At 34.6% G+C, this 22,655-nt stretch carries 17 protein-coding genes; 2 read left to right on the forward strand and 15 right to left on the reverse strand.

The genetic code is table 11. The annotated features are described in order from the left end of the window. Positions 1 to 103: 103 nt before the first annotated feature. From KMW28_RS26465 to KMW28_RS26500, 8 genes are all read right to left on the reverse strand, one after another. Positions 104 to 1,111, reverse strand: a complete 1,008-nt coding sequence (locus KMW28_RS26465) for an IS110 family RNA-guided transposase (RefSeq protein WP_169667330.1) — start codon at positions 1,109 to 1,111, stop codon at positions 104 to 106. A gap of 252 nt (positions 1,112 to 1,363) precedes the next feature. Further along, positions 1,364 to 3,697 (reverse strand): GH92 family glycosyl hydrolase, encoded by a 2,334-nt coding sequence (locus KMW28_RS26470; RefSeq protein ID WP_205958244.1) that lies wholly within the window; start codon positions 3,695 to 3,697, stop codon positions 1,364 to 1,366. Between the two features lie 4 nt (positions 3,698 to 3,701). Further along, entirely contained in the window at positions 3,702 to 4,982 is a 1,281-nt protein-coding gene (locus KMW28_RS26475) for a GH36-type glycosyl hydrolase domain-containing protein (protein ID WP_169667131.1), read from the reverse strand. A gap of 20 nt (positions 4,983 to 5,002) precedes the next feature. Next, positions 5,003 to 6,358, reverse strand: coding sequence for a sugar porter family MFS transporter (locus KMW28_RS26480; protein WP_169667128.1), 1,356 nt, complete (start codon positions 6,356 to 6,358; stop codon positions 5,003 to 5,005). Between the two features lie 112 nt (positions 6,359 to 6,470). Beyond that, the gene (locus KMW28_RS26485) at positions 6,471 to 9,152 is read right to left on the reverse strand and encodes an ROK family protein (protein ID WP_169667126.1); all 2,682 of its coding nucleotides are present in this window, start codon (positions 9,150 to 9,152) and stop codon (positions 6,471 to 6,473) included. Positions 9,153 to 9,195: 43 nt separating this feature from the next. Continuing rightward, on the reverse strand, positions 9,196 to 9,924 hold the full coding sequence (locus tag KMW28_RS26490) for a GntR family transcriptional regulator (RefSeq protein WP_169667124.1): 729 nt from the start codon (positions 9,922 to 9,924) through the stop codon (positions 9,196 to 9,198). A 106-nt stretch (positions 9,925 to 10,030) separates the two neighbouring features. After that, positions 10,031 to 11,221, reverse strand: coding sequence for a GAF domain-containing sensor histidine kinase (locus KMW28_RS26495; RefSeq protein ID WP_169667122.1), 1,191 nt, complete (start codon positions 11,219 to 11,221; stop codon positions 10,031 to 10,033). A gap of 90 nt (positions 11,222 to 11,311) precedes the next feature. Then, the gene (locus tag KMW28_RS26500) at positions 11,312 to 12,373 is read right to left on the reverse strand and encodes a hypothetical protein (RefSeq protein WP_169667120.1); all 1,062 of its coding nucleotides are present in this window, start codon (positions 12,371 to 12,373) and stop codon (positions 11,312 to 11,314) included. A 231-nt stretch (positions 12,374 to 12,604) separates the two neighbouring features. Between KMW28_RS26500 and KMW28_RS26505 the strand changes: the two genes are divergently transcribed. Beyond that, a complete protein-coding gene (locus KMW28_RS26505; RefSeq protein WP_169667118.1) occupies positions 12,605 to 13,798 on the forward strand; it encodes a glutamate-5-semialdehyde dehydrogenase in 1,194 nt (397 codons plus the stop codon). Position 13,799: 1 nt separating this feature from the next. Further along, entirely contained in the window at positions 13,800 to 14,567 is a 768-nt protein-coding gene (gene proB, locus KMW28_RS26510; protein WP_169667116.1) for a glutamate 5-kinase, read from the forward strand. A 190-nt stretch (positions 14,568 to 14,757) separates the two neighbouring features. On the opposite strand, the gene KMW28_RS26515 is transcribed toward proB, so the two are convergent. The 7 genes from KMW28_RS26515 to KMW28_RS26545 form a co-directional block, all read right to left on the reverse strand. Continuing rightward, positions 14,758 to 15,735: a deoxyhypusine synthase family protein gene (locus KMW28_RS26515; protein WP_169667114.1), complete on the reverse strand. Its 978-nt coding sequence runs from the start codon at positions 15,733 to 15,735 to the stop codon at positions 14,758 to 14,760. Beyond that, positions 15,725 to 16,582, reverse strand: a complete 858-nt coding sequence (gene speB / locus KMW28_RS26520; protein WP_169667112.1) for an agmatinase — start codon at positions 16,580 to 16,582, stop codon at positions 15,725 to 15,727. Before speB ends, KMW28_RS26515 begins: the two co-directional genes overlap by 11 nt. After that, the gene (locus KMW28_RS26525; RefSeq protein ID WP_169667110.1) at positions 16,575 to 17,984 is read right to left on the reverse strand and encodes a type III PLP-dependent enzyme domain-containing protein; all 1,410 of its coding nucleotides are present in this window, start codon (positions 17,982 to 17,984) and stop codon (positions 16,575 to 16,577) included. The genes speB and KMW28_RS26525 overlap by 8 nt, the downstream gene beginning before the upstream one ends. Before the next feature lie 36 nt (positions 17,985 to 18,020). Next, complete coding sequence (locus KMW28_RS26530) at positions 18,021 to 19,547, reverse strand: carbon-nitrogen hydrolase family protein (protein WP_169667108.1); 1,527 nt, start codon at positions 19,545 to 19,547, stop codon at positions 18,021 to 18,023. 312 nt (positions 19,548 to 19,859) lie between these two features. Continuing rightward, on the reverse strand, positions 19,860 to 20,987 hold the full coding sequence (locus KMW28_RS26535) for a BamA/TamA family outer membrane protein (RefSeq protein WP_169667106.1): 1,128 nt from the start codon (positions 20,985 to 20,987) through the stop codon (positions 19,860 to 19,862). 106 nt (positions 20,988 to 21,093) lie between these two features. Beyond that, positions 21,094 to 21,897 carry an alpha/beta hydrolase gene (locus KMW28_RS26540; RefSeq protein WP_169667104.1) on the reverse strand — a complete coding sequence of 268 codons (804 nt, stop codon included), beginning with the start codon at positions 21,895 to 21,897 and terminating at the stop codon, positions 21,094 to 21,096. Between the two features lie 18 nt (positions 21,898 to 21,915). Continuing rightward, positions 21,916 to 22,551, reverse strand: a complete 636-nt coding sequence (locus tag KMW28_RS26545) for a DUF6624 domain-containing protein (RefSeq protein WP_169667102.1) — start codon at positions 22,549 to 22,551, stop codon at positions 21,916 to 21,918. Positions 22,552 to 22,655 lie beyond the last annotated feature (104 nt).

The raw sequence follows: 22,655 nt of genomic DNA on the forward strand, positions 1-22,655 counted from the left end.
TAAAGATAAATATCGGTTAGTTTAACATGTTAAGGATGGATGAATTCTTATGTATTTCAATCATCCTTGACGCGTTATTTATTAATCTCTAGCGATATAGAAACTATGTCCAGCAAGCTATATAATTACTTTGATAAGCCTTGTTATTCTTAATTACAGCAAACATCCTTTTTATCATTTTAGCTCGTAAATTATTAATTGCCGTCATTTTATTTTTCCCTTCACTAATTTTTCGTTGGTAATACGTCTGAAATTCACCCTCTATTTGGATGGCAGATACAACCCCCATATGGATATTGCTTTTAAGTGATAACTTTGACCGTTTTGACACCTTATTTTTAGACCGAATACTCGTTCCTGAGACATATCGGAATGGAGCAACTCCAACATAGGAAGCAAATTGACGTGCATTGTCAAATTTCTTAAAACCTAGGGTAGCAATTATTACATCTAGTGCAATTTTAGGACCTACACCTGGTATTGTTTTTAGAAGGTTTAATTGATGTTTCAATACCTTGTCATTTTTAACTATCTGATCTATTCTCTTGTCTATCGCATCTAAATTTTCTTTTAAAGCTTTGAGTATTTTATTATATCTTTTAACTCGATCTTTATACTCACTTTCTTCTACATAATCTTTATGATCAGTAATTTGTGCTTTAAATTTCTGTTGCTCACTTACAATTAGATCTCTTTCTGAATTCAAATATTTTAATGTAGAAAGACTGGTCGAACTTAGCTCACATAGTTTTGCTTTATCAGAATTTCTGTAGCCATAATCAGCAAGTCTTTGTGCATCTATTTGATCATTTTTTCCTTTGGTAAATCCTTTACTAAGATGAAATTGATTAGGGCACTCAATCCATAAATTATAGCCTTCTTCAACTAAACTCCAAATTAAAGGATTAGTATAAAGTCCTGTATTCTCAGCCACGATTAATACATCTTCTTTTGATAGGTCATATTCTTTAAATAAAGTTTTGAAACAAGTGGAAATATGCTTTTTAGTATTACCACATTTTCTCATAATGAACTTCGAAGGACTTAACTGTAAAGCGATGTCTAATGTTAATTTACTTACATCAACCCCAATTACTTTTTTGTAAATCATTTTGTATCTTCGTTTTAATTAGGAATTAGGGTATTCAGAACTTCCCTACCAACCTTAACGGGTTGAAGCATTCTCTTATTTAGGTTTGGTTCTGATTAAAAGAAATAAGTCCAAGAATTCCTGTAGAGTTACAGCTCTATTCATTCCGATGGTTCACTTATTTCTTTTACCCTAGTTTTAAAATAACCTTTATCTAGAAATTTTACAATACAGTAAACCTAAGGTTCATTCCGGGGTTTTTGATACAAGTAATTATTTTTTAGGTTTTGCAGAAGATTTCATCTCTAATACTCCACCTTTAATATACTCAGACCAAGGAAGGAAAACACTTTCTAAACTTTCCCCATTCCATTCAGCCGATTTGATATATCTATTTTTAGTAGGATCACCTTTGATCTTGATCACTACTTCTTCCCCTTCATAAAACTGCTTATCTAAAGAAATTTTTACTTCTTCAAATTGCGGCATACTCAATTGCAAGTTAGGATTTTCACCCGTTCCGCCTGCAACATCAAATAGTCCGATACCTGCAAGAACATACCATGCCCCTAACTGACCTTGGTCTTCGTCTTGTCCGTATCCATAACCGTGAGTTTCATCAGTTCCATAGAATACATCACAAATTTCCCTCACCCAATATTGCGTCTTATAAGGTTGATCCGTAAAATTATACATCCATGCAATATGCAATGATGGCTGATTTCCGTGATTGTAGACATTCTCCAAACCAGCAAAAGCATCCACCGTTTCTCCTCCACCAAACTTTGTAATAGCCGCTGTTTCAAAAACACCATTCAATCGTTCGATAAACTCTTGAGGTCCAATTTTCTTTGCCAACCCTTTCACATCATGAGGGACATAAAAAGTATATTGCCAAGCATTTCCCTCTTGGAAGCCTGTCCAAACTTTCTTAGGATCAAAGTCTTTAACAAACTGATGATCTTTTGTTTTTGGAGTGATAAATCCGATTTCCTCATTAAACAACTTCTCCCAGCCTTTTGAATAATCGGCAAACAACTTCGCATCGTCTATGTGATGTAAACTTTTGGCCATATTCATTGCCGCAGAAGCGGAGAAGCTATACTCTAAAGTGTGGGATGCCGAAAACTGAGAACCTTCTGCATTGGATGCTGAATAATACTCGTTGTTTTGTGTTAATGGCACAAAACCTTCTTCGACAAATACTTTTGTATCGGCTTTACCGGCACCTAAAGGACGGTTCATCCAACCCAATTCGTTTTTACGAACTGCTTGATACGCCAATTCATGATCATATTGATCGATACCTCTGTTATAAGCACTAGCAATCAATAATCCTGTGTAGTTCGTGCCCACACCAGATACAAATTTGTTGGTAGCGACTCCATCTGCAAGCCATCCTCCATCTTTGTAAATATCCAATTGGCATTGCACAAACTCATTGTAATACTCTGGATAAGCCAATGCCCAAAGTTGCGTAAGGTTCCAAAATGCACCCCAAACAGCATCCGTATTGTAATGATTGTATTTTGGTTGATTAGTCGTTTCATCGATTTCAATTTGTCCTACCTCTCCATTAATTGAAGGGTACTGACCATTTACATCGCTACTTAAACCTCTACCTAAAAGTGCATGATATAATCCCGTATAAAACTTTGTTTGATGTTCCTTGGATCCTCCTTTTACAGCAATCTTTCCTAACATCTCTCTCCATTTCGATTGGGCTTTCTCTTTTGCTTCATCAAATTGTAAGTCGATGGCTTCTTTCTCAAGGTTTAGTCTCGCATTCTCAATGGAAGTATAAGATTGTCCGATTTTCACTTCGACCTGATACTCTTTATTCTGATCAAAAGTTAAAGCTAAACCTGCACCTTGACCTAAAGCAGTTTTACATCCAAAGTGGATATCCTCCTTATTAAATGATGCAATAGATGATGTCGTCTTATCAATCTCTGCCACAAAATACATTTTGACATAAGCTCCAGGTTGATAATATTTCACATATCCTGGATGAGTAATGACATACCCTTCGATGGTTTTATCGTCGACCATTGTTACCGCTGCATCAACGACATTACCACTCTCTCCTTGCGTATTTCCTATATCAAAAAGTAAATGATTCTCGCCCTTAGGAAAACTATATCTGTGGAAAGAAACTCTTGGTGTTGAGGTGAGTTCAGCTTTGATATTGTAATCTTCTAACACCACACTATAATATCCCGGCTGGGCGATTTCATTTTCTTTTTTAAAGTTCGATCGATAACCTTTTTCTACTTCTTCTAGTTTCCCAGGAACAGTAATCAACTCTCCATTTGTAGGCATTAAAGAAATACCTCCTACTTGGAATTCATGGAAATTAACGAACCCTTCGATAGAAGTATGTGTTCCATCATATCCGACAGCCTCCCAGCCCCATTTGTTTCCGTAAGAACCGTTCGTAGATGGAGCAGGTTTAGCCATACCAAACGGGTTGGCTGCTGGCGTATAGAAAAACCATCTCGAATGTACTGTCCCAATATTTGGGTCCACTGCTTCCAATGGATCAATATATTGACCGAAAGCAGTGTACCCCAAACACATCAGGAGTAATAAATGTAGTTTTTTCATGGGTTTAGTCTTCATTTGCGTAATCTTGGAAAGCATCGATAGCATCTAATAACACACCTGCCGATCCTCTAAACATACCTGATCCTGTAGGTTGGTTATCGCGAGTGTACCACTCGTAGAATCCTTTGTTTTTAAGGACTCTATCAAACATTGGTTGTGCTTGCTCCCATGCTTCTTTCTCGTATCCATTTTCGATCAATGCAGAAATCATTCTAGCGCCAAACCAAGTCCAATCACCACCATTTTGGTAACCGTATGGATGCATACCTGTATTTTGGAAAAATCCTTCAGGATACACCGGGTACAATGTTAAACCAATAGAAGGTGCTCCTGATTCTTTCACATTCTTGATCATTTTCTCTAATGAAACCTTGATCTCTTTTTTCGTCAAGAATCCCGCTTGAATAGCCACGGCTGTACCACCATGGTACATGATTTCGTTTTCATCAAAATCTTTAGGGAAAGGTGATCCATGTAAGTAGATATGTGGAATGTATTTTTGATTTTTCTCATCCCAAAGATGTGTTCTTACGTTATTCGTAATCTCATCTTTGATTTTTGTCCATTTCACCACATCGATTTGATGACCACAAATTTCAATCATATTGTTTAATGCGATAACAAACATCGCATTGTCGTAAATATCAATCGTAAGGTGAGAATTCTCGTCTAGCGCTACTCCCCATGGATGTTCTGGCTGAACATCACCCCAATCGGCAGTAGTCGCACCCCAAAGCAATCCATATTTTTCGTTATAACGTTCGTTCATCAAAAAGTCCATTGACATCACTAAACGTTCCGTGACTGTTTTACCATCAATCACTTCATTTAAAATTGAGCGATCGTTTGTGGCTTTAATGTATTTGTAAACAGTTTGTACTAGTGATGTTTCATGGTCTGTTTCTACCGTATTTTTATGATAAGCAAGTGAAGGCTTTAATGCACTTTTTTTGTAATACGTTGAATCATAACCAGGTCTTACTTCAATAAACCCATCAGCAATATTTCCATCGGCTTCTTGAATATAAAAGAAGTTTAGGATGTTATCTTTAATGTCTTTTTGATCTAACACCTTTGCTGATTGCGTCACAAAAGTATTAAAATCTCTAATCCATACTTCAGCATATCCATCTCCGGCATTAAAACCAGAGGATATTAGTTTTAGACCCATTTTATTGATCTCATCAATTTGTTGGTCTTCTTTAATTGTGTTTTTTAATTCAGATGATTGGTCCGAACAAGACATCATCATACTGATAGCTACAATCGATAGTAATTTTTTCATTTTTAATTGATTTAGACAGTTTATATTTTTTGAGAGATATGGTTTTTATTCCACATCTTTTGAATTTCTTCGAATGATTTTCCTTTCGTCTCAGGTATAAATTTCAATATGATATAAACGGCAGGAATACCGATTCCACCAAATATGAAGAAGGTGATTGCTGGACCTGCACTGTCTAACAAAATTGGAAATACTTGTCCAACAATGGCATTGGCTACCCAAAGCATCATGGTACACACCGACATGGCTTTTGCTCTGAATTTAAGAGGGAAAATTTCTGATGCTACCACAAACTGTATTGGTCCTAATGAGAAGGCATAACAGGCAATAAATAAGATGATTGTACCAACAATGCTATATCCTGAATCGACTCCTAATTGAAATAACATTCCTGTAGTTAGCAAAGCAAATGTTACTCCTAAGGCTCCCAATGTAAGTAGAGGTTTTCTACCCCATCTGTCGACAAATAAGATAGCGAAAATGGTAAATAACATGTTAACTATTCCGATACTCACTTGTCCTCCTAGAGAATCTCCAAGGCTTAAACCTGCTTCGGCTAAAATACTTGGACCATAATATATGATGGCGTTAATTCCGCATAATTGAGAGAATAACATAAGGAATACCGCAATACCCATGGGCTTTTTCAAATTGCCTTTTACAAGCTCGCTTAAACTCACTTTGTTCGACTCATCATCAGTTAATGTGGGTGATTCTATGCCAAGACTATTTGATAATTCTCTTGCTTGTTCAGCTTCACCTCTAAGCATTAACCATTGAGGGCTTTTAGAAACGAATATCAATCCAATCAAGAAGATAAACGCAGGAACAACTTCTACGAAAAACATGGTTCTCCATAATCCATCACCTTCAATACCAGAGAATATTCCTTTAAAGTCCACTTCTTGAAACTGAATGAAACTGTTAGAGAAATAAGCCAATAATATCCCCATTGTAATACATAATTGATAAACAGTTACCAATCGACCTCTGTATTTCTTAGGAGAGATCTCACTAATGTATAATGGAGCCACCATAGAAGCTAAACCGATGGCGATCCCACCTAGCATTCTATAGATAATTAATTCCGTAAATCCATTGGATATGGAACAACCTAATGCAGATAATAAAAATCCTACTGCAGAAATAATAAGCATGTTCTTACGACCAAACTTATCACTTGCTAAACCAGAAAAACTAACTCCCAATATAGATCCGACCAATGCAGAACTTACAAACCAACCTACTAAAGCGGGTTCGAGGGAGAAGTGTTTGGTTACATAGGGTATAGTCCCAGATATTACTGCAGTGTCGAATCCAAATAACACTCCAGCAATAGCGGCAACTATTGTGGTATAAATAACTTTTCTGTTCATTTCTATTGTGTGTGTGCTGTTAGTTAGTAAAAAAGTAAATGGAGGTGGACGTTGCTAGGCAACGTCCGAATGTTATAAACAATCCTCCAAGTCAAGTAATAATTCTAAGTGCTTAGCACTCTTCCGATTTCACATAAGATTTTATCACTTTGACTCTCTTGCCAGAAGTGTTAATTAACTTATAGTGCTTACTTGCTGCTGGAACTACAAAAGTCTCAGCATAATTAATATCAAATGTTTTTTCGTTGGTCACGACTGTGATCGATTCGCCTTCTACCAAACTCATAATATGACATTGGTTGTTCAACTCTACTTCAATCGATGAATCGAACTCAAAACGATCCACAGCATAAAAATGCTCTTTGTGCGTTGAAAGATTTACGATTTGATAATCCTCACCTTCTTCTGTCACTACTTGTTTAGAGATCAATTCCTCTTGCACTTTATCACCTTTACGGTCGAAATACAAGTTTTCCATACCTCTTTCGATGTTCATTGGTCTTGGCTTTCCGTCCAAATCTAAACGTTGCCAATCGTACATCTTAAAAGTGAAAATATAGGGAGTTGAGCTAATTTCTAATACCATTCCGTTTTTACCAGAACAGTGGATGGTACCGTTTGGAATCAAGAACAAATCGTGTTTATTCGCCTTGTGAACTTGAACGTATTTTTCTACATCCATTTCTTCACCAGATTCCATTGCATGTGTTAATGCATTTTCGAATGCTTTAGGCTCAATGTCCTCTTGGAAACCAAGGTATACTTTCGCATCCTCCTCAGCATCAAGCATGTAATAGGTTTCATCTTGCGTAAACTTATGTCCAAAGTGTTCCTGCATGTAAGGTACTCTTGGGTGACATTGAACAGATAGATTACCTCCATCGTAAGTATCCAAGAAGTCGAAACGGATTGGGAATTCATAACCAAAACGGTTGGCTGCTTCACCCAATACATTATGATGATTGTGGAACATCAAGAAGTCGAAAGATACTTCTAATAAGTTTCCGTTTTGTTCGAAAACAATACCGTTTTCTGGAACGATTAATTCAAACGACCAAGCATAGTTCGGTACATCATCATTTAATCCGCCAATTTTATCTTTAATCCATTGTCCACCCCACGCACCAGGCTCAAACCAAGGTCGAACTCTAAATGCATTTTGCGACATGTCTTCTAAACCTTTGCGGAAAGTATCACCATCCGTCCAAGTAATTTCGTTGCTTCTTTGTTCATCAACTATAAAGTCAATATCCTTAAGAATTTTCGATTTTTGATCGTTCAAAATCATCCAATCCACAAAATACATACGCTTATATTGAGGCTTTGGAGCAACGATTTCTCTGGCACCTAAGTTCAATACTCTTGATGCTCTAGAACGGAATTGAATCTCATTTTTTGGTACATCAAAATATACTAGAGCAGTATCGCTGTCCTGTAGTAAAGAAGCACCACTACCATAGATAATTACCAATTCACCTTCTTGATTCTTTAATTGATCCAACTTCTCTTGATCAAAGAAATCCACAAGGTTTTTATCGTATATTTTACCGAAAATTGGATCATCACCACCTAAATAAGGTGCTACCAATTCTTCAATTTCTTTATCTGATTTTAAAGCACCATCCAAGTTTAAGAAAGTTGCTTTCTGAATACCTTCCGCTTTTAAAGCATCTAATAACTGAGAAGTAACGGCTTCCCAATCCACTCCTACAAAACCGTCTAAAAGAATTTTATTATTTCCTTTGATTGATTGTGCTAAAGAAGCATATCCAATATTAATTTCGCCCTCAGTTAATTGATGAGAAGGATAAATATTGTATTGTCCTTTCTCCGTTCCTTCTACTTTTGAAGGCATCAAATATTGTTTCGTATTTCTTGTCATTTTGTTTGATATAGTTTTTGTAAAATGAATCGCAGCCCCAATCATAGAAGCTTCCTCTGTAGAAGGATAAGCAATTATTTCATTTATATTTAAATCTTTATTTAATGTATTTTCAAATCGTGATAAGGCTTTCGTGATGTTGCCTCCGATGATTAATTTAGAAGGGTTAAATGATGTGCGCCAAGGCAATAAAGTATTGGATAAATTCTGCCCAAATTCTTCGAAAAGATCATTTGATAATGCCTCCTGAGATTCAGCTACCTCCTTTACTCCTTTTATTGATTCCCCTGTTTTTTTATTCCATTCATTTACGAACCATCTTGTAGAAATATAGTCCTCATTAATGCCCTCTTTATAAGGCTGACAGTACAATAAACCATCTTTAGGAATGTCTTTTCCAGATGTTCTCAATTGTCCATTTTCTACAAAACCAGAACCATAACCGGTACCTAAAGTAATACCGATTACCTTATCAGTCTCCCAATTTTGTTGATAGACAGCACCTAAAATAAAGGCATCAGCATCATTAAGGAAGACTACATTTTCTGCAGAAGGAAGATGTTGATAAAGTTTTTCATAGACAGCTAACTTAATGTTATATCCGTAAATAGAATCGTATTTACCGACATTTTCCATTAAGCAGATCCCCTTGTTGTAATCAAATGGACCGGGCATGGCAATACTTACCCCAGAGATTTTAATATCATTACATTTTTCTAAGGAAGAGGCTAAAGCGTTTAACCAAGTAGCTAATATTTCATCAGCAGTTCCTTGACTATTCACCGTTGAATGAAATATTGTATTTTCTACAATAGATTTTTGTTCCACATTAACGACTGAAGACGTAATGTGACTCCCGCCGATATCAGCAGTAAGTATATAGGTTGTTTCGTTGTTAGCGTCTAGTCTCATTTAATAAGTAATTTCAGTTCATTTAATGTAAGTGCTGTGGTAGTTATCGGTTAATCTCGATCTGATAGGTAAAACGATCTCCTCGATAATACCCATGATTAATTTCCATCACTCTACCTCCTGGATCAGCCACTGCTCTTTTTCTAAATAAAACTGGCGATCCTTCTTCTACTTTTAAATCTAGGGCCAATTGTTTGTCTGCCAACATAGCCAATAATTCTTCTGAAGATTTTGTAAGGATAATATTCGATCTTTCCTCTATAATATCATACAAAGGTTTCTCGAATGATTCGTTCTCGTCAAAATCAATTTTTGGATGAAACCATGAAACAAAGTGCACAAATGGCATGTCCTTGTCGCCTCTAATTCTTTCCAATTTCATGATTTCCTTTCCTTCTTCTATTGAAAGTAATAAAGCCAATTCTTCCGTTGCTTTCACTTTGGTTAATTGGACTTTATAGTTTTTAAAAGGAATTCCTTTATTATTCATTTCTTGAGTGAAACTATGCCACTCAGATAACTTCGTTTGAATTTTCTTTTCAGCTACAGTTGTTCCTACTCCCTTCTTTCTTATCAATAATCCTTCTGTCACCAACGTATTGATGGCCTGTCTCACAGTATTTCTAGAAACACCAAGACGATTACTGATATCTACTTCTTTAGGAAATAGTTTTCCATTGTCATACTCTCCTGTATCGATTAAATCTCTCAATACATTTTCTATTTGCTTATGAAGTGGTAATGCTGAGTTATGGTTTATTGTAATGTTCATATATTATGTTTATATGTTTGAACATAACAAATGTGCTCATTTATTATTGTATTATCAACACTCATAACAAAGTTTTTATTTAGGTTAACCTTTGTTAGCTAATTTTTTATTTTTCAATAGAGAAATAAATAACTGTCCCATCCTCTTCATTAGAAGTCACATTAATTTTCCCACCTTTCATGCTAATAAGCTTGTGTATTAGAGACAAATCTTTCTTGATTTTTTTATCGTTTTTCTGATTTAAGATTTTACTTATAAAAGGATCAAAAATATTTTTTAGATGATCTTTTTCAATGGTCAATTTTTTTACCTTCAACTCAAATTCATAGTTGAAGTAGTTTTCAAGAATCGTTAAATCAAAATCAAGTACTTTTTTGTTGGAGTAACCAATAAAGAAGCTAACCAATTGATGAAAAATTTCTATTATATTTTTCTGATCAATTACCAGATGTTCTAGATCAGAATGAATATTAATGGTATATATGTTAGAATATTGGGATAAGAAATCGTTAAAGTCCCTAGTTAAATCTTTGAGGCAATAGATTTCAAGGTTCTCTTTTCTTTTTACAATTTCATCGTACTTTTCAAAATCCCTCATTAAGTCTTGCAGGATATCAATTTCTCTCGATATTCTTTTTAAGTAGCTTTCTATCTGTGGGTCGGGTTGTTTTAAAAGAGCTAAGTTGATAATACTATTCATACTAAGAACAGGTCCATTCATATTCTGAGTAGAAATCTGAATGAAGTCTTTTAAGTGTTCTGAATATTTAGTCAGTTCCTGATTATTTTTTTCTATCTGAAGTGTTCTTTTCCTTAATTCTAAAAGTCGGACTACTTGATGTGTTAATATCTTCAGACTTTCTTTTTGATAATCGTTGAGTTCTTTGGGTTGATCATCAATTACACATAATGTACCCAATGCATTTCCTTCTTCGGTAACTAAAGGGATTCCAGCATAAAAAGTAACATGAGGGGCTCCTGTAACTAGAGGATTGTCGGCAAACCTTTCGTCTAATCGAGCATCGCTTACTTCCAACATTTTATCGGGTTCTAAGATCGCATGACCACAAAATGAAACATCTCTTGGTGTTTCAGCGGCATCAATACCAAATTTAGATTTAAACCACTGTCGTTCTCGATCTACAAGACTAACCACTGATATTTTTGTTTGACATATTTGTGCAGCCATTTGAGTGATATAATCAAAATCAATATCATTTAGAGTATCCAAAACATTGTAGGAATACAAATCTTTAATTCTTTGAAACTCGTTCTCTGGCTTTTTTGGTGTCTTCATTTAAACAAATAATATCAATACAAATAAAAATATAAAAAAAAGACTTCTACACCGAAGTATAAAAGCCTTTTTATTTAAATTCTTTAAATATTACCAATCAGAATCAAAATCATCAAAACCACCCCAATCACTATCACTATCTCCACCGAAATCGAACCAGCTTCCTGAATCTTCCGTACTTTCAAAACCAGTATCGTTTGATTCAAAATCGTCTGATGAGTAATCTTCACTTTCAGTTTCAAGGTCGTGATAATCTGTCTCCACCTCATCATTAAAATAATCCGAAGAAGTATCGACTTCATCGAAGAAACCTAATTCTTCTCCCATGTCCGATTCCAAGTGAGTTTCATACATGGTAATATTATTTGTATGACTCATATTCGACCATAACATGCTGTAGAAAAGGAAATCCGAGAAACCATAATAACCATAATGAACTCCATATTGTCCGAAGGATTGATCGTATCGAATATCTGATTCTTCTTGTACCTTATTTTTAGGTACAACCACCTTCGTTTTTGTTTTGGTAATGACATCATCTACTTTCATCAATTTGATGATAGCCATTTTAATTTCGTTCAAAAACTGCTCAAATTCATATTGTTTGGATGCCTTAAACTTATTATAAGCTTCTTGATCTTTGAAAATATCAGACATTTCTGATTCTACAGCCGTACGATCTTTATCCGATTTTTTAAACTGATTTAATAAACCGGTCACCTTCATTTCAATAGGATACTCTCCTACTTTGTGGGTACGGTTAATATCAATTTCTAATAAATATTTAAAAGTAGTATCGTCATGTTCCATTACCATCACCAGCTTCTCGTAGTGTGTTGACATGGAATGATCAATTTCTAAATCGTATTTATCAAAAGCTTCTTTAAGATCGCCTTCCTTACCGTATTTATCTAAATAAAAATCGATACCATCGTGTGATAATCGAACAATATTATCAATACCTAAATGAATCAGTACATCATTTAATTGTTGTAGGATAGAAACCGCCGTAAATGTTTCTTTTTCTACTTGATCAGAAACATTTCCTAAGGTCAAATAATAAAATACTCTTTTGAATGCTTTTGTTGGTTTAACTTTCTCAATATGCGTCAATTGAGATGGGTCAATGGATATAGTTCCTTCGAAATACATATATAATTTATGTTTAAACTAGGTCAAAGTTCCAATTTAAACATCAAATTACTATTTAATTTAATAAAATAAAAAAGCAGTATAAAATTGAAAAATATCAATGGTTTAGATCTATTATTATTAATTTATCAATTAAATATTAAATTCTTTGATAATATCGCCGTATATTGTGAGAATTAATTCCAAACCACAAAGCGATTGTGGGATAACTAACAATAACTTATAAAGAAGATGATACTTTCCACAGAGAAGAAGAACAATGTGCTAAAAGATTTGGCGATGTTGATTGAAGATCATGCTTCATCGATTATCGAGGCCAACAAGTTGGATTTAGAAAAGGCAGGAGACCTTGACCCCACTTTGGTGGATCGTCTAAAAGTGGATGACAAAAAAGTGAAGGGTATGGTAGGTTCTGTAGCTGAAGTTTTAGGTTTGGAAGACCCCGAGGGGAAAGTATTAAGTGCTTACGAACACCCCAATGGGATGACTGTAGAAAATCGTGTGGTTCCTTTTGGTCGTATTCTTATTATTTACGAATCGCGTCCTGATGTAACTATCGAGGCTGCAGTAAGTGCTTTTAAATCTGGAAACAAGATCCTATTAAAAGGTGGCAAAGAAGCTAGAAATTCGAATCTGGTTTTAGTCGACCTTTGGAAAAAAGCATTAAAATCTAATGATGTCAGCGAAGACTATGTGGAGTATTTAGACATAGATCGTGCTGCTACACAAAAAATGCTTTCGGAAAATACATATCAATTGGACTTAATTATCCCGAGAGGTGGTGAAGGTCTGATTAATTATATCAAACAAACGACGAACGTTCCTTTGATGATTAGTGGACGTGGAAATAACTTTATCTATATCCATAAGGATGTAGATTTTGATATGGCCATCGATATTGTCTTAAATGGTAAAAGTCGTTTGAGTGTTTGTAACGCGATCGACAAAGTATTGTTCGATCAAGAGATTCCTCAATTAGCTGATAAAGTAGCTCAATTGGCTCAAAAAGCAACCGATTTTGGTTTAGAAGTTTTAGGTGATGATCAAGTAACTACTTTCACTTCCTTAGCTCAAAAAGCCGATGTAGATGCATTAATGCCAGAGGAATTTTTATCAGAGAAAATCTTATTTACCGTAACTCCTGATAAAGTATCGGCAGTAAACACTATCAACAAGTATTCTGGAGGACATTCTGCTGTGATTATCACAAATGATAAAGAAGTGGCCACTGCTTACCAGTATGAAGTAGATTGTGCAGCAGTTTATCACAATGCCTCATCGAGGTTTACAGATGGTGGACAGTTTGGCTTTGGTGCTGAGATTGCCATTAGTACACAAAAGTTACACTTTAGAGGACCTGTTGGATTGGCTCAGCTCGTATCTAACAAATGGTTTATTTCGGGTAACGGACAAACACGTAATTAAAATGAAGCCAAGAATTGTAGTGAAAATTGGCACCTCCACTTTAACGGCAGGTACCAAACTAATTTCACGAGGTAAAATAGAAAATATTGGTCGACAAATTCTTGCTTTAAGAGATCGATACGATATCATTTTGGTTTCTTCGGGAGCTGTTGCAACTGCTAAACAGTTCATCAATATTAATGGGTTAAAAAACAATATGGTGCACTCTAAGCAGGCACTATCAGCCATTGGTCAGCCTAAACTTTTACAGATCTATGCTGAATGTTTTGGCGATTTTGATCTAAAAGTGGCTCAATGTTTAATGACCTATAAAGATTTTGATAACGAAGAATCAAGAAAAAATACAAGAAATACAGTAGATGAGTTATTGAATCACGGTTTCATTCCCATTTTTAATGAAAATGATACAGTGGCAGTAGAAGAATTGATCTTAGGTGATAATGATAAATTATCTGCCTTGGTGGCTTCTTTGGTGGATGCTAACCTGCTCATCATCGCATCGGATATTGAAGGGTTGTTTACTAAAAACCCCAATTTACATGATGATGCTGAACTGATTCCAGTAGTGAATGACCTATCGAATATTGATCAGTATATCGAAGAAAGGGAAAATGGTTTAGGTACTGGAGGAATGACTTCCAAAATTAGTGCGGCCAAAATCTGCTTCGAAAAAGGAATTGAAGTGTATCTAGTGAATGGTGCTCGATCAAACTTTATCGAAAGAAGTTTAAAAGAAGAAATACGATTTACGAGGTTCTCGCCTCAATAAAATATAAGAAAGGACGTTGCATAGCGACGTCCTTTCATCTTTATAATACTAAAACTATTTAATAACTCGTACAAATACAAGGAGCAATACTCCTCGATTTATCTTTAATTACTGACATTAATTATACAACCTCAAGAACTCTATTTTATACATCAAACAATCTGAGAGTTCTTGATTATCAAAACAAAATCTAATACCCTAGTAAGTAGGCAAAAATCAAAGGGGCTACAATAGTAGCATCTGACTCTACAATATACTTCGGTGTATCAGCGTCCAATTTTCCCCATGTGATTTTCTCGTTAGGGACTGCTCCTGAATACGAACCATAACTAGTTGTTGAATCTGAAATCTGACAGAAATAACTCCAAAACGGTGTTTCTGGTCTTTCTAAATCCTGATACAACATTGGTACTACACAAATTGGAAAATCACCTGCAATGCCTCCACCTATTTGGAAAAACCCGATGCCATTTCCTTGTGTATTTTCTGTATACCAATCTGCCAACCAAGTCATGTATTCTATACCTGATTTCATAGTAGAAGGTAGTAATTTTCCTTTGATACAGTAAGAAGCAAAGATGTTCCCCATAGTCGAATCTTCCCATCCTGGGACAACAATAGGTAAGTTCTTTTCGGCTGCAGCCAACAACCAACTGTTCTTAGGATCAATTTCATAATATTGTTCCAACTCCCCAGATAGCAACATTTTATACATGTACTCATGTGGGAAATATCTTTCTCCGTTTTCTTCTGCTATTTTCCAGATTTTATAGATATGATCTTGTAATCTTCTAAAAGCTTCCTCTTCTGGAATACAAGTATCCGTTACTCTGTTTAGACCACTATCCAACAATTCTCTTTCTTGTTGAGGTGTTAGATCTCTATATTCTGGTATTCTTTTGTAGAATGAATGTGCTACCAAGTTCATCACATCTTCTTCCAAGTTGGCCCCTGTACAAGAGATAATCTGAATTTTATCTTGTCGAATCATTTCGGCTAATGATTTCCCCAATTCTGCAGTACTCATAGCTCCTGCAAGCGTAACCATCATTTTATTCCCTGCTACTAATTGTGCTTCATAACCTTTAGCAGCATCCACTAAGCTAGCAGCATTGAAGTGTTTAAAGTGCTCTAGCATATATTGAGAGATAGCTCCTTTATTTTCCATAGTATTTATATGATAATAATTTGTAGTACAATTTTGAAACTAAGAATCCGGGTCCGTGCAAACCTTCGATAGGTGCAAATTCAACTATATCAAACCCAACCACATTCTTTTTTGTAAAAACTTTTTTGAGATAAATGATTAATGTGTTCCAATCAAAACCACCTGGCTCTGGTGTGCCTGTTGCTGGCATTATTCCTGGATCAAATGCGTCCAAATCAATAGTGAGATATACATCGTCAGTCATCTGATCAATTGACTTATCCATCCAATCGTAATTACCATAAATATCTTCTGCGAAGTAACACTTATCAAAATTCATATGTTCTTTCTCAGATACATCCATACTTCTAATGCCCACCTGAATTAAATTGGTCGATTTAGAAGCACGATACAAAGCGCAAGCATGGTTAAATTCCGAACCTAGATAACTTGGTCGTAGATCGGCGTGTGCATCAATTTGAAGTACAGTAAGGTTTTCGTATTTCTCTTTGAAAGCATCAATTACTCCGATACTTATGGAATGTTCCCCTCCAAAAAAAGTGAGATATTTTCCTGAATCAAGTAGATCTTTTGTCTTCTTATACACAGCTTGATACACTTTTTCAGGACTTGAATTTTCATCAATTTCAGGAAGAACATATACTCCTTTTTTATAGACTTCAGAATCTGTTTCGATATCATAAAGTTCCATGTTTTCAGAAGCTTCTATGAAAGTAGCTAAACCTTTGTCCGCCCCTTTTCCCCAAGTGCTTGTTCCATCGTATGGGATAGGCTGAAGTAAAATATTTGCATTACTGTAAGCAGAATACTTTTCTTCTAAACCTGCGAAAATGTATGGATTACTCATTGTATCCTAAAATTTTAAACATTTCACTAACCGATTGCTCTTCACGATACACCGTATCTATGATATTCCCTTTTTCATCTCTATCAATGATTACATGTTTTGGAGCTGGAATCAGACAATGCTTTATTCCACCATATCCACTTACAGAATCTTGATAAGCACCTGTATGGAAGAACCCTAAATACAATGGTTCTTTGTCTTTGGTTTTATCAAATTTTGGTAATAAAACCTCTTGGTTTAAATCATCTGAATTGTAATAATCCGAATGATCGCAACTGATTCCTCCAATATTCACTCTACCATATTCATGGTCCCATTTGTTTACCGGTAACAAGATGAATTTTTCCTGAATTGACCATGCATCTGGAATGGTATTCATTAAACTGTTATCGATGATGTACCATGTTTCTGTATCGTTTTGTTCTTTCTTATCTAATACTTCGAAAATGATGGCACCTGCTTCTCCTACTGTGTATTTACCATATTCTGTAAATAAATGAGGTTCGGGAATTTTACTTTCAGCACAAGCTGATTTGATTGTTGATACAATCTCATTGATCATGTACTCATAGTTGTATTCAAATCCCAAGTTGTTTCTAATTGGAAATCCACCTCCCATGTTCAAAGAATCTAGAGATTCGCATTCTTTCTTCAAGTCGATGTAAAGAGATAATGCTCTTCTAAATTCTCCCCAGTAATAAGGCGTATCTTTTATTCCAGAATCCACAAAGAAATGGAACATCTTAAATTCAACTTTAGGGTTGTCATGAATATAAGTTCTGTAAAATTCCAATATATCCTTTTGAGGGATGCCTAATCTCGAAGTATAATAAGCCGATTGTGCTTCTTCGTTAATGGACATTCTCACCCCAATCTTTACCACATGCTTTGTTTTAATTCTTGCTAAACGATGGTACTCGTTAATACTATCTAGAATGATCACAGAGTTGTGGAAACCCGCTTTTTGTAAATCGACAATCTTTCTTAGATAATCCTCTGTTTTATATCCGTTATGAATGATTTTGATATCTGTAGTGATTTTACCTTTTTCATATAATGATAAGATTAAATCAATATCAAATGAAGAGGACGTTTCCAGATTGACATTATGTTTAATCGCTTCGTTTACTACGTGATAAAAGTGGTTACATTTTGTACAATAGCAGAAATTATATTCGCCTTGATAAGCATTGTTTTTAATGACTCTGTTGAATAAGTTTCTTGCCTTTTTAATCTGATCACCAATCTTAGGTAAATAAATAAAGCGAAAAGGAGTTCCGTGTTTTTCAATAAGATGTTTCAAAGAAACGCCATGAAAAGTGAGAGAGTTGTCTCTGAGATCAAAACCTTCCTGTGGAAAGTAATAGCTTTGTTCAATTAAATCAAAGTATGTGTTTTTCATCTTTACATAAAATGGTTGAGGTGTAATTAAAATCGATTAAATTTTTTCTAAATGATAAATATCTGTTCTTCTGTCTTTTAAGTTTCTAACATTACCGTGCTGATGTAATTCTCTCAGTAAATCAAGATCGACATCTGCTATTAAAATCATTTCTGTATTTGGTGTAGCTTCTGCTTTGACCCCGCTCGTCGGGAAAGCAAAATCGCAAGGGGTAAATACCATAGATTGAGCGAACTGTATATCCATATTATGAACATTTGGAAGGTTTCCTACACTTCCTGTGATGGCCACATAACACTCATTTTCGATTGCCCTTGCTTGAGCACAATGTCTTACTCTGGAATACCCATTTTGTGTATCGGTTAAAAATGGTACAAAGAGTATTTCCATTTCCTCTTCAGCTAACAATCGACTCAATTCTGGAAACTCTACATCGTTACATATCAAAACACCAATTTTTCCACAATCTGTATCAAATGTTTTGAGTCCTTTACCACCTTGCATACCCCAAACTTTCTTTTCATCTGGGTTGATGTGGATTTTTTCAAATCGTTCTACTGTTCCGTCTCTTTTGCATAGATAGCCTACATTTAATAATTCACCATCTTTTACTTCTGGCATTGAGCCTGCAATGATATTTATGTTGTATGAAATTGAGAAGTTGGAGAATTTTTCAATTATTTCTTCTGTATATTTTGCTAGTTCTCTAATAGCTCTTGCTCCTGATAAATCGTTATATTTTGCCATAAGCGGAGCATTGAAAAACTCTGGAAATACTGCAAAATCTGATCGATATCCTGACACTGCATCTATAAAATATTCTGCTTGCTGTAGCAATGAATTGATATCTTTGTATGGTCTCATTTGCCATTGTATCAAGCCTAAACGTACTACTTTTTTTTGGGTTGTCGCTTTCTCAGTTGGTTTTTCATAATAAATGTTATCCCACTCTAAAAGCACTGCATATTCACCAGAATCTTCGTCCCCTTCAAGGTAACCTTTTAGTATTCTTGTTGGATGGAAATCATTGGATATCTGAAAGTTTAGCACAGGATCATGTATCTCCTTTAACTTCACTTTTTCTAGATATTCCTTTGGAGTAATCTCATCAGAAAACTTATGATAATTCGGTATTCTACCCCCAAATGCAATCCCTCTTAGGTTAAGATTCTCACATAATTCTTTTCTGTAATCATAGAGTCTTCTACCCAGTCTTAAACCTCTAAATTCTGGTTTAATAAATACGTCAATCCCATACAAAGTATCCCCATTGTAATCATGAGAATTAAATGTATAATCAGCAGTGATATCTCGGTAGGTGTGGTTATCATCAAATTGATTGTAATTCACAATAATAGATAAAGCAGTACCTGCGATATTCCCATTCACTTTAATGACTACTTGACCTTCCGGAAATTTTTCCAAAAGATTTTTAATCTGATCTTCTTTCCAATAAGAATCAGGCATTGAAGAATAGGCAGATACCATCACACCTTTAATCTCCAAATAATCTTCGAATTTGAGGTATTCTAATTCGATTTTGTCGATTTGATTTAGATCCATCCGTTTCAAATTAATTATGAAAGAAACAGTACGAATACGACTACTATTTAACTGAAATATATAGCGTACAAGAAACCGGCTTAATACTTTACAAAGTATTAAACATCAACTACTTACAATATGTTTTAATAATAAAGATAGAATTTGTACACCTTAAGCTAGTCAGAGATATTTAGGCCTTTTTTATGTTTTTGGGTAGGGTATTTTTTTAAATAATTATGATGATAATCAGGTAGTACATTTTCTAGTGGCGCAAAGATATATTTATAATTTTAATAATCAATTATTTTTTTTCTTAACGCGAAAAAAAAATTAAAATGCTTCTGTCATATTAAAATAAATGAGTGTCTGATTTTGCAGGGGATCATGCCCAACATCAATTCTAAAGTTCATTCTTGGTTGTACCTCGTAACGAAATCCTGCTCCGAAATTAGGTAATACACCTTGTGGGGTGACAATATCTGACCCAATCATTCCGACACCTCCCCAAACGGTATATCCCATTTTGGATAAAAACTTTGATTTAGAATTCCACATCGATCGAAATTCAGCCATGATATAAGCTGAAGTTTTATCTCTGAATTGCCCTTTATAATAACCCCTTAGGTCATGTGGGGAGCCAATTTGTGACATATCCGTAAATGGAGTATCACCAACGGTAGATCTCACTTTTGCTGTCCAAGCCAATACTTTTCTTTCTCCAAGCCGTGGAAGTTTTTTATATTGTCGATATTCCACTGAGATGACACCCCAATTTTGGGTGCTTCCTAATTCTTTATTATACATTCGAGCATTAATATCGAAATACTTACCTTCATAAGCATTCACCGGTACATCTCTTGTATCGTAGGTTGCCCGAATACCAAAACCAACATTTCTAAAGTTTATTCCTTCTTCGGTACCACATTGGTATATATAAATGAAATCGTCTTTTATACCTGGAGCAACATCTGTGAGAATACGGTCAGTATAATCTAAAGAGGGACCAATAAAAAAAGGTGAATCATTTATTCTGAAGAGTACATCATTTCTAAGGATGACTGTATTTTGAAAATATTCTGTCGTCTTTTCCCCCCTTTCTATGGTTCGATTATCTTCATAACCCACACCATAATAATGATTATAAGTATTTAAATATTCTAAATCAGAAAACACACGTATATCCCCTCCCTTTAAGAATAATTGAGGATGAATTTTAAAATCATATCCTGCTTCCATCACTGAAAAGTTAATGGGCACTACCGATTTTCTTAAATCAACATCGAGTGGGTTGGTTTTAAAAGTGAATAACATACTTCCACCAACAAGCAGTCCATAGTCGGGAGAATATGCTGGACCTCCTAGGGCTGAGAATCGTAAATTCTTCTTTTGAGCATAAGTATTTGATAGTAAAACAAAACAAAATAATACTACTAATATTCGTCTGATATCAAGTTGCATGTACAATGAGTTTAGTTCAGTACACAAAACTACAAATTATTCAATCGTTCGAATATTATTTAAAGATAATTTAAACAATTATAGGTATTTGTATCAGTTAAGTCTCTTATTCTTTTGATAGTATCACATTCATCACCTCTAAATAGTTTGAGTGATTACTTATTCCGTTGTGCCCCTGATTTTTTAAAGTGGTCAATTCGATTTTAGAAGGAAATTCTTCTTTTAACTTCACTGATTGATCATAAGGAATGACATTATCCCCTTTTCCATGGAATATGTAAATGGGAAAATTACATTTCCTGAGGTATTTATAAGTAGCAAAACGATATTTTAATAAAAATGGAGGCACATAAGGATAATGTTTTCGCATCATTGCTTTTAGCCCGTAATAAGGTGCCTGAAGAATAAGTTCTTTGGGGTTATTCTTTGATGCCAAAAAAGAAGCCATACCGGTTCCAATCGAATACCCCATAATAATAATATTCTCCTCATTATATTGAAGTTTCATTCGATCATAAATCATTTGATTATCATCAAAAAGCTGTTTCTGACTACTGATTTCACCTGTACTTTTTCCAAAACCGCGGTAATCAATCATCAAGACATTATAATTGTTTTCTAAGAAAACTTGAGTGGTATACCCATAATTTTCTAATGAACCCGAATTACCATGTAAAAAGAAAACTAAACCTTTTGTACTATCACTTTTAAATAATAATCCATTAATCGTATTTCCATCAGAAGTATTGAAATTCATTTCTTCAAAATCCATAGGAAATTCAAACTGATAATCTGCCTTTAATTTATCTGGGAAAAATATGAGAGATTCTTGATTGAGATAAAGTCCACCACAAAAAATGATGTAAATAGTTACTATCGATAGAAGGAAGCCTTTGATTAGTTTTTTCATTAAGATCTAGATTGTTAGTTATTTCGTATAATTTGATTTTTCTTCCCAACGACTCAAACCAAACGCATTCAAATAATCTTCCAAAGGACCAAATCCGTTCCACATTCTTAAAGAATCTATGCTAGTTGTATCGGCAATTGGCCACAATTTAGTTACCTCAACTAGTTCTCCTGATTGAGGGTCTAATTCTTTTACAATCTGAATTTGTGATCCATAAATTTGTGGTTTTCCGTTTTGCATTAAATATCTATCTTGATACATACACACCAAGTTTTTACTTAATTCTTGATCCTCACCGGCTTGTATGATCATATCATAGTATTTATTTTGGATACTATCTGGTGCATGTTGTAAAACATAAAAAACAGCTTTGCTCCCTTTATTACCCACTAAACTTTTGCCAGGAAATTCTCCTACAGTATCGATAATGTCAATTACTCTTTTTAAGTTCTTTTGATCAATTGCATTTTGCTTATTCCAAAGTGCTTTGATTTCTGTAGAATCAATTTCATAAGTATTTAATAGTTGGTTGCGGTATTTTTGATCTAAATAATAGATACTATCTAATTCAGCTGTAAGTGCTTCGGTATTAATTTTTTGTTGAACTTGACAGGAGGTCAACACAATAAGTAAAAAATAAAATAGTTGTTTCATGAGTTTGTTAGCTAATCATTTGAGTTAAAAAATAATATCAGATTGAGAGATATTGGTCGTTTTACTAAGGTTTATAAAAAAATCTCAGTAAATAAACGTCGTAA

The sequence above is a fragment of the Flammeovirga yaeyamensis genome, assembly GCF_018736045.1.
GTDB classification, from domain to species: Bacteria; Bacteroidota; Bacteroidia; order Cytophagales; family Flammeovirgaceae; genus Flammeovirga; species Flammeovirga yaeyamensis.